Below are 15,184 nucleotides of genomic sequence, written 5' to 3'. Positions count from 1 at the left end.
GCCATTCATTACGCAAAAAAACCATGTAAAAACCATTGATGCCGGCGCTGCCCGTAATGCCCGAGGCGGAATATCCAATAGCGCTGTCCATGCTGATCCTCTACAATATAATAATCTCGGTGCTCACCTTCATCCAGCCACCATTCACGTTCAATGCGTTCCGGGCCGTCTGCACGTTTAATGTGATGCACTGTGCCCTGATAACGGAAAAGCATTGGCGGATAATCGGGGATGGGGGCAGAAACTTCGACAAGTTCAGGACGCGGTAACAATATCGTTGGTCTTAGTTGGTCTGTGCGCCATGCTGTTGCCGGTTTGGCTTCAAAATTTTCGGCCTTTTTGATAGAGCGTTCGGGCCAATGATGCTCCTGGGGCAGATAGCGATGAATGGCCTGAGCTCCTATTTTGCCGGCCAGCCGGTCAAGCAGTTGAATCACAATCGTATTTTGTAAAGCCTGTTTGTCTGCCCAGATAGCTTCCTGGGTTGTTTCTACATCATCAACTTTTGTTACTTCTAAAGTAAAAAGCTCAATGCCTAAGCCCGGTTCTATGTCGCCAATCTTCAATTCAAACAGCTTAAACAAATGCTCCACCTGGTAAGTAGCCTGATTGGTTCCAATGTCTGTTTGTTGAATATGGCCATCTATGCGAAAGCATTTTAAACTTGCAGCACGTATGCCTTTGCCTTCTTTAGCTAACCATTTGCAAAGGGCTTGTAATAGGTACCGGATGGCAAGCTCAATCCCAACCCGTGTTAATATAGGCTCCAGGCAAGGCAGTCGCTCTGCATAAGCTTCTACTGGCTGGAGTGGATGTAGGTATTCAGATGCTTCACCAGTGGCCTGTTTGAGCCGTAAAGTAAGCTGTTCACCAAACCTGCGGCGAAGGCTGCTAACCGGAATAGCAGTTAAGGACTTAATTGTCCGGAACCCCAGTTTGTCTAACCGCTCTAAAATTGCGGTTTCCAGCCGGAGTGCAGCCGGCGGCAGGGGCAGAATAGCCTTGACTTGTTGGCCGGATGTAACAATGGGGTGTGCTTGTGCAAAGCGGGCAACGGCCCATGCAGCGCCAATGGTATCTGCTATGGCAGCTCTTACCGTGTAGCCCTTATTCAAAAACCGGTTAACCACTTCTTTATAATAGGTTCTTTCACCATCCCATAAATGCGTACAGCCGCTTATATCAAGCAGCAAGCCGTCGGGTGCATCAATTGCAACAAATGGTGTGTAGCGGATGCTCCATTCACCAATAGCGTTCAACAGGTTTATATCCCGGTTAGCCTTGTCTTTGAATACTTTTAAGTCGAGCACCATAGCTTTGGCGTCGGCAACACGCATACCCTTGTACAGCCCTTGTGCTTCGGCTTTGGGGCTAACAGCGGTAAGAAGGTTCCGGTTATGTACCGGAAATGAAAATACAAAGGGAGTTTCGGCCAGTTCTGGTTTGCGTATTGTTAACCAATCTGTTTTCAAGTGGCAAAACCAAAGCGCCATATATCGTTTCTGCATCTCATTACCCCACCTTTCTTATCACATCGACGGAAGTATTTTCCTGTTCAGTAACCAGCAAAAATCTATCGTTACGCCATTCTACCTGCCAAACCCCTGAATTGCCGTTCCTCACTTTTATAAGTTCTACATTCCAGCGGGGAAAGCCAACGCCCGGCATGCCGTCTTCAGGGGCGCTAGGCAAAGGAGTTATCCGCCATCGGGCAACACAAGTTGTCGTACTAAGTGCGTTAGGATCGTTGCGTAAAATGAAGCCGGTAGTGCTGCTTTTTTCGACTGCGAGTTGCAACCTGCGTGATTGTGCAAAAGATAATTTGCTAACTTCCGCCACTACCGCAGCAACGCTGTTACACTTTAAGGCTTCCTCCGTTGCCCATAGCACGTCTTTTTCTTTGATTGCATCAATGAAAACAACACGATCGGGCGAAACCCCGAAATAAGCTAACGCAACGGGAAAGATTGTGCGTGATGTACCAATCCACAGGCATATGCCGCTTGCTTTTAAAATAGGCTGAAGCAGGCCAGCCACAAAACCACCACTTGCTGCTGCATGCTCGGGTTTAAAGTTTAAAAACTCATGAATGGCTCCGGTAGGAAACACACCGTTAGCAAATGATGCTTCAATTATGCCCAAACCAAACTGATTGACTGTACCAGTTGATGGTGCTTTGAAGCCTTCCCATAGCATAATATTTTGCTGCAGTTTACTAACAATGTCTTTCTTACCTTGAAGCATACTTAATTCGTAACAGTGATTGTACCGATTGAATAACAAATGTATGCTAAAAAATTTAGTATTTTAAAATAGAGTTATTCACATTCTTTTGGGAGATTTATATTGAAGTACTATTGAATCGGTTATTGAGCTTCAAACCGTTTACGCAGACTTTATCATGTTTGAACTTTGATGATTGAGAAGCTTACAGGAAAGTAGTTTGTAGGTTTAAGCTTTGAAAAGCCGTTTGAACCTGCAAGCGCTAAACAACCGATCAATGGCATTCAAGGAAGTCTGTTTTAATCAGGCTACTTTACTTTTAGCTAATAAGACTATATTTACCTATCAACTCAAAACCATGAAGCAATTTGTTTTAACACTTATCTTTTCCCTGGCTATAGGATGGGGATTTGCCAATACAATTGATAGTTTACATTCAGACCAGCAGGTGCTGGACTTTGTTGTCCGGTTAGATAAACGATTCAGGTCGTCAGAAAATGTGAAGATGACAATACAACCCACCGATACGCTTGTCAAGAAACTCGATTGCCAGGGTATTGCAAAGCAGTGGAATATCAGGAGTTGGGAAAAAGCCGATTTCAACCACGACGATAAGACAGACTTACTGGTATATGTTTATTGGTATAATCAGTTTTATCTGTTTACTGTTATGGATAATGGCAATAACACTTTTAAAACTCTATGGTTGACCAAAGACCATTATGAACCTTGCCAGTTAGCTAAACCTGTTATGGTTGAAAACCAGCAGTTTCTTTTGTACTATGCACGCAAGCATCGCATGAAATCAATGACCGAGTTTATTGATACTTCAACCATAGATACGCTTGTTTATATGAAGGGCAATTTTGTGGAGCTAAACAGAAAACCGGCGAAGTATCATATCAAGTCTATTAAATTTAGAACATCCGGTTGCTTTGGTACATGTCCTATCTTTGAATTGAACATAGCGGCAGACGGCACCGCCAAGTATGTTGCCGAAGGGTATAATCCAAAGCAAGGTTCCTTTAAAGGTAAGCTGTCACCAAACAGGCTGCAAGAGCTATTATCGCTGATTAATTATATCAATATAAAAAAGCTGCAAGATAATTATCAAGTCAATTGGACGGATGATCAGACCGGTAACCTTAGTATTCAATTTACAGACGGCAGCACAAAGTCAATTCGTGACTATGGAATGCAGGGTACTTTCGGGCTTAGTCTTTTGTACAACATGTTATCAGCCTTAAGAGAAAGTGAGACCTGGCATAATTAAAAGCAACGTTTAAAGATTACAGCTACCATTATTTATCCGGAGGTGAATTTTATATTACTACTATCTTTAGCTTATAAAAAGGTAATCCAACGCTCAACTTTTCCTTTAAAAGTTAAACCATCTACCAAATGAGTAGTTGCTGTCTGTGACAGTTTGTAAACAGGGGGGAGTTGTAGGTTCTCTTTTTTTAACATGCCTGTAAAAGAAGGATGCATAAAAAACGCTGCGAGGAAATAATTATTGATAAGCATTTAAGGCTGATTGAAGCTACAAGACGAAGTAACGAAATCTCCAAGACCTTTATTATGCAGGAATCGGAAACATAAGGTGGTTAAGTACCCTATTACGAAGGTTCTTAGGCAGCACATCGAAAGCCTCATCATGGGTATCAGCTTAACTGCTATGCGCTGAAGCGTTGTTTAAGCTTCAGGAACGGCTGCTCAATAATATAGAAAGAGATATGTGCAGCAATAATGATAAACAACAGTATTACAATGATAGGGAACTGATGTAGATATCTGCGGTCAGCAGTAAACAGTTGTTGCCATAAGTAAAAGCTGTAGGAAAGTTTTCCAATGTAGTCCATGATCTTGGCGTTTAAAATAGTGAACCAAATGCCCTTGTTGTATATCGAGCTAACAACAACAAGCCCAATGAGCCCAATTGATATTGAACCTAAACTGCCGAACAGCCCATGTACAATTGCTGAAAAAGCAAAGATTTTGGTGTTCGTCTGATGAGCTCGCATCAGGTCAGACATTAAATGGTAGGTGTATTTCTCCAGGTACAGAGAAAACACAAGGGTTCCACCAAAAAAGAGGACAGGATACTTCCACCTTTGCACAAAGGTTTTAATCTTTTCATTATGGAGGGCGAATAAGCACCCAATCAATAAAGCATCGGCAGAGTAGAAGATCGTATGGTGCAGATAAAAGCTGGGCGGAAACTCGTAACTAAATATTCTGTATAACGCGGTGATTGCGATTAAAATAATAGTAATCAATGATCGATTTTTGCCGGCCTTAATAAATATAAACGGCCAAAATAAATAGAATAGCTCTTCAACTGATAAAGACCACAGGTGGCCAAGCTCTGAAGTACCTTCCTGATAAAACTGCCTCACGTATCCGACAGCAGATAGCCATTCCCAGCCGGTTATCTTGAAATAACCACACAACTGTAGTACCGCATACACTAAGAGCATGAAGTAGTAAGCGGGAAAGATCCGGATGGTTCGACGGATGTAGAATTTGCCTAAAGAAATATGACCTTTTCTATCATATTCGCCGATCAGCAAAGTTGTGATCAAATAGCCGCTTATGAAAAAGAAGATATTTACGCCAAGAGCACCGTTAAACAGTATTGGAGACAGGACATTTAATGGCCCATTTTGAGAGATGAATCCGCCAAGGCTTAAATGATAGATGATTACGATGAATATGCTTATTGCTCTTAATCCGTTAAGGCTAGGTATGTGTCGGGTCATTGAACTTATTGTGTCCTACAATAATAAATATATTATCACAATAATAAAGAGTTGTTTTTTATAGTATAAGATTTGTTAACACAGAACGTTATCTTTGCCATACTTTTAATATTAGCCAGGGCATATCTTTCCTTTTATGCTACTAAAAGACTTCCTCGGCATATATCGCACCTTTCACCTGATCTCGGTTGCATTCCTGGTTATTGGCCCTGTATTGTTATTACAGCCGCAATTAATCCATCAACCATGTGAAGCTGATTGTTAGACTCATTGATCCATTTGCCATAAACCTTTACAAGCACATAAGCGGCTTTATACATCATAAAGCGTGATTTTCTCAAGCAGGTGCTTGATGATAGTGAAGTATTAAATATAGTCCTCATAATGAGCTTCAAGGCGGGTAGATATAAGGACGAAGGTAAAGAAGAACAAAGTGTTGATTACGGCGTAAGTACAGGTGCTCGCAGCCAGAAATTAATGGGAAAAGGTGAAGCTTTACTGATGTTTTACAGCGCATGTGAAAAGGCCTGACATCTTAACTAGGTTAAGCCTTTTGATGTTTGATATTCAGATTAAGAGCCTGTCGGTTCTATCGGCTTAGTAGTGTTTTTTAAGCTCTTTTGAATTGTTTATGCGGCGCCTGTACAAACTTATGCACAAACATAATAGGCAACTGCATAAAGCTTCTAAACTTGCTAGGAAACTAAAAATCCTGTCAGATTGCTCTAAAAGGCTTTTTCTTAGTAGCTCCGCTGAGAATATAGAATAAGGAACTTTTACAAGAATTATGGCTCATCGGAAGTCGTGAAGATTCAAAGAGGTTGCACGAGGCTGTTATTCCAGCTTTACCTATTTAATCTGCAAATTCAAGAAGACCTAATTTGTTCCACCTTGGTTTGTTGATCAATCCTTTTAAGAGAAGAACAGTTAAATAGTTGCTCGCTTTATCTTCTCTAAGAGTTCTTCTTTTCTATAAATTACTTTATCAAATGTTTCAACTGTGCTTTATCAAAGTCATCGATGTAGAAGGAACAGTTATTTCAATGTATATTTTTAAATGACCTGAAAACTTAATGTGGTACTTATCCGAGTAGTAAAATGAATTTACGATATAAAGTGCTGGATATGGATTTTTTTAAGACAACATCAATTTTCTTATCTTTTATAAGCCTTAGAAATGGTCGTCCTGTAACCAATGGCCTTTTGTTTATAGAGTAAAGTATCGATGAGAAGCTAAAGAAAAGAATGTTTAAAAACATGGTCTAACAAATGAGAATTAAATTTAAGCTGTCCGTTTTTAGTGCCTAAGTATTATCAATAAAATAATTATCAGTTGATCAACAGTAATTTAGTACCTGCCAAACTATTTTTTCTCATATCAAGATGTGGCAATAAATTTTGAGTTGTAATTCATCATTTATAACGAATTCAACATCTTCTAACTCTTTCTGTTCTAATCCGTAAAGTGCTATATGTAAAGTTAAAGGCTCCTGAATTCAATACGAGCAATCAGCGGCTACTTAGTTTTGTCTGATCCTCTATGCGCTTATAGCAGTCACCTGAATTTGCATTTTGTGTTTGTTGTAAATAAAGCGTTGTATTGTTGGTGTTTTGTTAGTTATATAATAACTTTGATAGCGAATTAGCACATGTCTAATTTTAATACCTTATCACAAAAATGACATTAACTTTCATTCAGTTGCCTAGGCAATTGACCCCGCAATTCTTACGTAACTCATCTAACTTCCTGTTGTTACAAATCGCCGTGGAAGATTGACCACGGTCAACTTACTAAGTATATCAATTTAATCATTATTACAATTCAAGAATGAAAAAGCTATCTTCTCTACTGGCTGGATTATTAGCCGGCTACGCTTCTTATGCACAAAACACACCATGGAGCACAACCGGTAATATCGGTATAGGGACTGCCACCCCTAAGACACTTTTAGAACTAAGAAAGGATGTTCAGGGAGGTCAGGGACCCATATTAACTTTGACCAACGGTAGCGGCTATGTGGGAGCAAGCACCGAAATCCACTTTGCTACCTATGACCGCGGAACAGGAGAACCATCGGGCCGGATTAAAGTTGCTGATGGGGGTAACTATACCGGAAACATGTTGTTCGAAACGAAGGGAAACACAACGACGTCTCCATTATACACCCGGATGTTTATTCAAGGTGCAACCGGGAATATCGGTATTGGTACCACTAACCCACAAGCCCTGCTAAATATAAAAGGTTCGTCGCCAGGCCTAATCAAGTTAAATCCGGCTGCAGACAACGGAGAGGCTAGTATACAGTTCAATACGAAAGCATCGGAAAGTGATAATACGGCCAAATGGGCTATTGGGCCGGGTGTGTACAGTACAGGATCTAACTTTGCGATCGGTAGTACGCTTTTTGGTGGCGCTGTTGCAACCTTCCAGACCAATGGCAATGTTGCTATTGGCACCACTGATGCGAAAGGTTATAAGCTGGCTGTAGCTGGAAAGCTTATTGCAGAAGAAGTTAATGTAAAGCTACAGGCTAGCTGGCCTGACTATGTATTTAAGCCTACCTACAAGCTGCCCCCTCTTAAGGAGGTCAAAAGCTACATTGATAAGAACAAGCACCTGCCGGATATGCCATCGGAGCAAGAAGTGGCCAAGGAAGGCATCAGCCTAGGAGAGATGAACCGGATCTTGGTTAAGAAGATGGAGGAAATGACGCTGTATATGATTGATTTGAAGAAAGAGGTTGAGGATTTAAAGAACAGCAAAACCCCTTCTTCAAAAGCTAAAATCAAATACTGAATAGTTGCATAATAGGATACTTCTAACAGATGCTGTCAAAAGGTTAATTCAAATGATCTTATGACCAACAGTAAAATGGACTATTTTCTAGTACGGTGAAGTCAAAGCCGATATAAATCCGAGCAGTCTCTAAGATAGATAAGCATATTGTATAAAAGCATTGTCCAATGTGGTTTTGTTTGCACTTGACTCAAGCAGGTATAAACATGTTGTACTGTTATGTAAAATAAATCTCAACCAAATCTTTCAACAATTTTATGTTCAGACGTTCAATCATTATTTACCTTACTATCTTTTTCCTCAGCGCATTAACGGGAAGCTCGTCTGCTCAGGACAAAGAATTATTCAGTGTTGGCTTACAGAATATAGTACCACCATCACCTAATGTAGGCGCATTAACCAAATTCGGCAATATTCCGGTCGGCCCTTCAACCGGGATACCCCAAATCAATGTGCCGATATATAGTTATAACGCAAATGGACTTTCCCTTTCCGTGTCTCTGGATTACCACGCTGGAGGGATCCGGGTTGATGAAGTTGCCTCAAGCGTAGGCTTGGGCTGGGCATTAAATGCCGGCGGTGCGGTCTCAAGAACGATCAGAGGGCTTGAAGACGATCATCCGGCAGGTTATCTCAACACACCCTACTTTAATAACAATACAGGGAATCAACCTTTTGATGACTACTCGCTTAAGCCTTTTGTAAAAGCCAATGCACACACGTTGGATATTCAGGCGGATATTTTTTCTTATAACGTTAATGGTCAATCCGGTAAGTTTACTTACGGTCGGGACGGCACCATTTTGATGATTGAAGATAGCAAGGTTAAAGTCGAGAAAATTCATAGTCAGCCGGGCGGTAAAATCATTAAATTCATCATTACCGATGTACACGGACTGAAATATACTTTCGAAGATACAGAAGTAACCCACAATCCAAGCAGCGCTCCTAATATCGACTATGTTTCTTCCTGGTACCTCACCAAAATAGAGTCGCCGGTTTCGGGCGATCATATCGACCTGCAATATGAGGATGTGTTTATACAGCCTTATGTAGCCTCCTCTTCAGAAAGCGAGGTCAAAAATCTTTATCCTAATTTGGGTCAGCCACCCATACATAGCTTTTCTGGATCAACCATCAGTTTCTCAGGCAAGAAACTCAAACAAATTACTTTTCCCAACGGCGTCAGCCTTCGATTTGGTTATGACAGTGCGCTGAGGACGGATCTTCCAAACGACCGCCTTCTTAAGCAAATCAGCGTGTTAAGTTCAGCAAACCAAATAGTGTCCGGGTTTCTGTTGCAGCAGGATTATTCCTTAACGGGCAGGGCTACGCTGCTATCGGTAACGCCGTTCGCTGGCAAGAACGCTGATATAAAAAGTTCACCTTACAAATTTTACTATAACAGTGGACTTCCGGAGCGGTTGAGTATTAATCAAGATCATTGGGGATATCCGACAGGTCGTATCCAAGAATCTGAAAACGCCTCACGCATTCCACGTGAAATTTTTTCCGGTGGTATAGCAGGCCGCTACGAGTTCCCGGGATCCAATCGGGATGCGGATCTAGGCGGCATCGCTGGTACGATGAATAAAATCGTTTACCCAACCGGAGGTCATACGTTGTTCGAAATGGAGCCGAATCAAGCCGATGACGGCTGGCTGAACCAGCAGTTTTACATAGCCGGAAACGATCCAAGTTATACAGAGGAACGCGCCACAAATTTTCAATTTAGCATGACTAACGGTAATCCGTCCTACCAGGATTTTGCTTTCACTTACGACGAGGATATGGCGCCTGATCCGAATTTTAGATTAAATATACAGTCAAACAGTTCTGGGTCATCTTGTGAAAACTGCCTTATCAGATTAGAAGTATTTGAAATCGTTAACGGTAACAGTTTCGCTGTGACGTCAATCGACATTAATAAGCCAAATGATCGATATCTTACCTATCCCTTTTCTCTACCTGGGCTGCGAAAAGGAAAAAGTTATAAACTGCGGTTTCATTATAATTTTACCGGTTCACAAAGAGATTTCTACGGTGCCGGATGGTTAAAGTATCTCGTTCATCCTGCTTCTCCTGGTATAACCTATGCACATCTGCAGCCCTATGTCGGCGGACTCCGTGCTAGATCGGTTAAAGATTACGACGGGGTATCTGCCGAGCCGGTATCTATCCGCACATATGAGTACCTCAACGAAGCGGGCGGCTCATCAGGTGTCCTGACGACTTATCCACTCTATACACAGACCGCTTATTATGAAGGTCGTATTGTATCCATACTCCACCCACCCGGTGCTGACCCTATGTATGAACAGATGGCACCAAATATTCTTCTTCGGCAAAGTTCACCTATCTACGATTTTGTGTTGAACGGGGGCAGCCCGGTGACCTATAGCCGTATTGTAGAATACCTTAAAGGTTCCAACACCACCAACGGCAAGATTGAAAGACTGTTTACGATCAACCGTCCTGGTTCCGGCAATGCGGGTGCAGGGCAACCGGGTTATGGCGCTTACCCGGCAACGCCGGCTCAGAATTTTAGTTGGATGTATGGCTTATTGGAAAAGGAGACCGTGTTTAATGCTGCCGGAGAGGTAGTGAAAAAGACGGTCAATACCTATGCCGACTACATCCACCCTGGTTATGATAATATAGCAATGGCCAATAACTTTTCATCGTATGCTATTGCACCAGTTATGTTTAATGTTCCACCGGGATTTCCTGCAACTGACAGTAAAGCTCCGGTCGTTTCGACTTATCCTCCAATTTGGTTCCTTTCTAATCAGTATTTCCCCTACGCCGGCAGGTCCGAACTAGTCAATACGAAAGTGTCTTCATTTACACCGGGTAGGGGCGAAGTAGTTACGGAAACCCGTTATACTTACGATCCGGCAAACTATTACCTGAAAACAGAAAAGACCACCAATAGCAGCAGGCAGGAAGAAGTTAAGAACTACAATTATCCTGCAGACCTGGTCGCCACAGGTAAAGATCCGGACGGCGTATACGATGCGCTCCTTGCTGCCAACAGATACAATGAAGTGATAGAGAAATCAGAAACGGTGGCGGGCAAGCAAACCAGGATGCTAAGAACAAATTACGGTAAGTTCAATAGTAATAACCTGTTGCTTCCTAAATCGATCGAATTGCAAAATGCCGCAAATCCTATAGAAACTCGTGTCATTTACGGTAAATATGATACGCAAGGCAGATTACTGGAGCAGCAACTATCCATGGGGGCAACCCAAAGCTACCAGTGGGGATACAACGGGCAATATCCTGTGGCTCTAGTCAAAAATGCAAGAAGTAATGATATTTTCTTCGAAAGCTTTGAAGAAGGAAAGGGTAACAGTGTTAATAATGACGCAAAAACCGGCCATTATAGTTATACAGGCTCCTACTCAAAGAATCTTACTGGTTTATCCGGTGGGAATTATACATTATCCTACTGGTCCAAAGCTGGAGATACCTGGTCTCAGATTATATCCAATGTATCGGTGACAGGAAATGCTTACACAATCAATCTTTCAGGTCAAGTGGATGATGTCCGCTTGTATCCTAAAGATGCGGAGATGACGACCTATACCTACGATCCGTTAGTGGGCATGACCTCGCAGACGAATGCGCGTGGCGAGACGACGACGTACGAGTATGACGAGTTCCAGCGGTTAAGAACGATCCGCGACAGCAAGGGGCATATCATTAAGCAGATGGACTACCACTACCAGAACCAGTAACCTTAATCACTTACCATTCAACCTCAGATCTTATGTTGCAAGCTATTTGCAAACCCTATAAAGCGGCAGCAGCTCTCACAGCGCTGCTGCTGTCCATGGCCTTGCTTTCCAGAGCGCAGACGCAGGTAACCTCCGGCCAGCTAACGGGCACCCCTGCAGCAGGCGAGTACTATAACACCACAGGCATTACCTTGAAAGCGCCGTTCAGTTTCACGGCAGCTGCAGGCAAAATCCTTCGGGTGTATGTGCCCTTGCAGTCGGTGATCCCCGGCGTTCCTTTAAAGGCGCGCCCGGGCGCAGACCAGAATTACATTGTCACCTATACGCCCCGCATAGCAGGCTTTACCACCTCAGGGCAACTGATGGCTGATACTACCACGAGTCGAAGCCTGATGGTAGGCATCCAGTACTTTGACGGTCTGGGGAGGCCCTTGCAGACGGTGCAGGTCAAAGGTAGCCCCACGCAACGCGATGTGGTGCAGCCCGTAGCCTATGATGAGTTTGGCAGGGAGACGCTTAAATACCAGCCTTATGCCGTGCAGCCCTCAGCCGCGAGCGACGGCAGCTACAAGGCTACCGCTATTGCCGATCAGCTTTCGTTCTATGCCGCACCTACGGGCACTGCCTGGAACGCGCCGGGCGTAATGGGGACGACCAAGCCCTTTGCCCAGACGGTGTTCGAGCCCTCGCCGCTTAACCGGATCATGGAGCAGGGTGCACCGGGCGAGCCCTGGCAGCCAGTTGCCGGCGCCACGACCGGGCATACGGTAAAAACGGAATACGGCACCAATGCGGTAACGGGCGATTACTCGGTGCGGCTGTACACGGCCGTTGCCAGCACCGTAGCGGGCAAGGAATACGAGCGTTCGCTTGCTAATCCCAATCACCCCACCTCCAAGACGCCTTACTATGCGGCAGGGGAGCTGTACCTGACGGTGATGAAAGACGAGAACTACGTGGAAGCGGACGGCTTAGCCGGCCAGGTGCACGAGTACAAGGATAAGGAAGGGCACGTGGTGCTGAAGCGCACGTTCAACCGCAAAGTGGTGAACGGCACCACCACGATTGAAAAGTTGAGCACCTACTATGTATATGACGATCTGGGCAACCTCTCGTTCGTATTACCGCCGGGAGCGAACGCCGACAACGGGCAGCCGACTCAAACCCTGCAGGACGCCTACTGCTACCGGTACCGGTATGATGACCGCAACCGGCTGATCGAAAAGAAGGTGCCTGGCCAGGGCTGGACCTATATGGTCTACAACAAACTGGATCAGGTGGTGATGACGCAGGATGCCAACCAGCGATCGAAAAGTCCGCAGCAGATGACCTATACCAAGTATGACGCACTAGGCAGGGCAGTGATGACCGGCCTTTGGATTGATGACCTGGCAAGCAGCCGTGCTAGCGGTGTCACCATCCGGGAACAGTTACAGACAATAGCAAACAATCAGACTAAGCTTTGGGAAGATAGAGATAGCACGAACGCCGACGGGCAAAACAGCGGCTATACCAAGAACGCAATACCCAAGGGCAGCTTCGGGCAATTGTTAACCGTTAATTACTATGACGATTATGCGTTTCCAGGCAATACCTTCGGTGAGGCAAGCACTACCCAAAGCGCTAACGTGAAGAGCCTGCTGACGGGCACTAAGGTGAATGTACTGGGCACAACAAAGATGCTGCTGACGGTGAACTACTATGACGAGGAAGGAAGGGTAGTGCAAAGCAAGAGCGAGAATAATCTTTTGGGCACGGATCAGACTGACAACACCTACAGCTTTACCGATGAGCTGCTGAGTAGCAAGCGTACGCATGTTGCGAATGGCACCACCACAACGATTGCCATGAACTACAGCTACGACCATATGGGCAGAAAGGTAGAAACTACGGAAAGCATCAATGATGCAGCACCAACGTCATTATCCAAACTGACGTACAATGAAGTGGGGCAACTGAAGGACAAGGCATTGGGTGATGGGCTGCAGACACTGAGCTACGGCTACAACGAGCGGGGCTGGATGCGCACGATGACAATGAGCGGCAACCTGTTCTCGCTGGACCTGAGGTACAATACGCCGGATGCAGCAGCAAACGCACAGTGGAACGGGAATATTGCGCAGATGAACTACCTGACCAAGAAGGTAAGCTCACCGGGCACGAAGACCTTTGCCTACACGTATGACAAGCTGAACAGGCTAACCAATGCGGTATCGACCGGCAACGCCTTGGATGAGGCGATCAGTTATGACGGGATGGGCAACATCACCAAGCTTATAAGGGGAGGTGCAGGTCAGGGTACGCTGGACTATACCTACAGTGGTAACCAGTTAACGACGGTAACGGGTTACAGTGCCCGGAGCTACCAGTATGATCTGAACGGAAATGCGACGAGCGATGGTATGGGTAAGAGCATTACTTACAATATGCTGAACCTGCCGGGTGAAGTGAAGCAGGGCACCACCCAGCTGGCTACCTATACCTATGATGCAGCCGGGCAGAAGCTGCAGAACAAGAGCAATACAGAAAACTCATCGGCCCCTACAACGTGGGACTACGTAGGCGGGATTGTATACAAGGGTGGCCAGATTGCGTTCATCCAGACGGAGGAGGGCAGGGCTAGGCCAAGTGGTGGCGTTTACCTGTATGAGTACAACCTTAATGACCACTTGGGTAATACCAGGGTGAGCATCGATAAGGACCCAACAGTAACAAGTAGCACGACGCCGAGGATTATCCAGGAGGACGAGTACTACAGCTTTGGACTTAGGAAACCAACGGGTGGTTATGATCTTTCCAACAACAACCGCTATCTTTACAATGGTAAGGAAGTGCAAACCGACCTGGCTAACCAGTATGATTACGGTGCAAGGTTCTATGATCCGGTGATTGGAAGGTGGACAAGTGTCGATCCGCTCGCGGAAAAAGAAAGAAGGTGGAGCCCATATGTTTATGGGAATAACAATCCTATAAGGTTCATTGATCCAGATGGGATGCAAACACAGGGTTGTTGTGGTGTTCCAATGGGAGGCCTTATAGATAAAAAAACTACCCATTATCTGAGTCAAAAGGTCGTTGGGTTCGAGAAGGCCTTAGTTAATGGGGCAATTGGCTTTGTAGGTGCCGTAACACAATGGATTGATGGACAGAACTCACATCGAGCTTTTGATAAAGATCCAAAAGTAAGAGCGGAAGCTAAGGCTGATAATGTGAGACTTTCCAAAGAGATAGCAACCGATCTGGCTGTAAGCTATGTCGGCGGAAAAATATTTGGAGCTGTAGGAAATTTGTTTAGGGGAGAAGGTCCATTAATTGCTGAGAAATTAACCGGAAATGCTTTGGCCGAAGAAATACCATTAACTAAAAAGGCATTTGGACATACATTTGAAACACATGGAGAAGGAATGACACATCAGTTGACACGTAGGGCTTCTGGATCAAATATGGCGCAGGGGCAATTCCTAGACAATCAAGCTGCCGCAGGTTTCATTAATGAGAACCTTGGAGCAACGAAGAATGGTGCTGTTTCAATACCTATGCCTGAAGGTTTCCCGGCCAGAGTGATAAATCCGGATGGCACGTATTCAACACCAACTCATATACGTTTGGTTCCAAGTGGAAATGGTGTGAAGACAGCATATCCCGAAATTAAGCAATAATTT

Annotated in this window: 7 protein-coding genes; 4 read left to right on the top strand and 3 right to left on the bottom strand. The window is 44.4% G+C overall.

What is annotated here, in order from left to right:
- Positions 1 to 8: 8 nt before the first annotated feature.
- The gene (locus tag KHS38_RS05355; RefSeq protein WP_213487470.1) at positions 9 to 1,508 is read right to left on the bottom strand and encodes a Y-family DNA polymerase; all 1,500 of its coding nucleotides are present in this window, start codon (positions 1,506 to 1,508) and stop codon (positions 9 to 11) included.
- 4 nt (positions 1,509 to 1,512) lie between these two features.
- On the bottom strand, positions 1,513 to 2,244 hold the full coding sequence (locus tag KHS38_RS05350; protein WP_213487469.1) for an ImuA family protein: 732 nt from the start codon (positions 2,242 to 2,244) through the stop codon (positions 1,513 to 1,515).
- A 226-nt stretch (positions 2,245 to 2,470) separates the two neighbouring features.
- Between KHS38_RS05350 and KHS38_RS05345 the strand changes: the two genes are divergently transcribed.
- Entirely contained in the window at positions 2,471 to 3,496 is a 1,026-nt protein-coding gene (locus KHS38_RS05345; protein WP_213487468.1) for a DUF6438 domain-containing protein, read from the top strand.
- A 400-nt stretch (positions 3,497 to 3,896) separates the two neighbouring features.
- Here KHS38_RS05345 and KHS38_RS05340 read toward each other — a convergent pair whose 3' ends face one another.
- Positions 3,897 to 4,982, bottom strand: coding sequence for an acyltransferase family protein (locus tag KHS38_RS05340; protein ID WP_213487467.1), 1,086 nt, complete (start codon positions 4,980 to 4,982; stop codon positions 3,897 to 3,899).
- 1,828 nt (positions 4,983 to 6,810) lie between these two features.
- Between KHS38_RS05340 and KHS38_RS05335 the strand changes: the two genes are divergently transcribed.
- The 3 genes from KHS38_RS05335 to KHS38_RS05325 all read left to right on the top strand — a co-directional run bounded on the left by KHS38_RS05335 (position 6,811) and on the right by KHS38_RS05325 (position 15,181).
- Entirely contained in the window at positions 6,811 to 7,779 is a 969-nt protein-coding gene (locus KHS38_RS05335; protein ID WP_213487466.1) for a hypothetical protein, read from the top strand.
- A gap of 257 nt (positions 7,780 to 8,036) precedes the next feature.
- Positions 8,037 to 11,522 carry an RHS repeat domain-containing protein gene (locus KHS38_RS05330; protein WP_213487465.1) on the top strand — a complete coding sequence of 1,162 codons (3,486 nt, stop codon included), beginning with the start codon at positions 8,037 to 8,039 and terminating at the stop codon, positions 11,520 to 11,522.
- Between the two features lie 95 nt (positions 11,523 to 11,617).
- A complete protein-coding gene (locus KHS38_RS05325; RefSeq protein ID WP_213487464.1) occupies positions 11,618 to 15,181 on the top strand; it encodes a DUF6443 domain-containing protein in 3,564 nt (1,187 codons plus the stop codon).
- Positions 15,182 to 15,184 lie beyond the last annotated feature (3 nt).

It is taken from the genome of Mucilaginibacter sp. Bleaf8, from assembly GCF_018390515.1.
Taxonomy (GTDB): Bacteria; Bacteroidota; Bacteroidia; order Sphingobacteriales; family Sphingobacteriaceae; genus Mucilaginibacter.
The sequence above is the reverse complement of the archived record's forward strand: the minus strand, read 5'-3'. Positions and strand labels throughout refer to the sequence as shown.

Bases quoted from the DNA above. Each gene is read 5' to 3' on its own strand.
- KHS38_RS05355 (WP_213487470.1), bottom strand. From the start codon at position 1,508: ATGCAGAAACGATATATGGCGCTTTGGTTTTGCCACTTGAAAACAGAT.
- KHS38_RS05350 (WP_213487469.1), bottom strand. From the start codon at position 2,244: ATGCTTCAAGGTAAGAAAGACATTGTTAGTAAACTGCAGCAAAATATT.
- KHS38_RS05340 (WP_213487467.1), bottom strand. From the start codon at position 4,982: ATGACCCGACACATACCTAGCCTTAACGGATTAAGAGCAATAAGCATA.
- KHS38_RS05335 (WP_213487466.1), top strand. From the start codon at position 6,811: ATGAAAAAGCTATCTTCTCTACTGGCTGGATTATTAGCCGGCTACGCT.
- KHS38_RS05330 (WP_213487465.1), top strand. From the start codon at position 8,037: ATGTTCAGACGTTCAATCATTATTTACCTTACTATCTTTTTCCTCAGC.
- KHS38_RS05325 (WP_213487464.1), top strand. From the start codon at position 11,618: ATGGCCTTGCTTTCCAGAGCGCAGACGCAGGTAACCTCCGGCCAGCTA.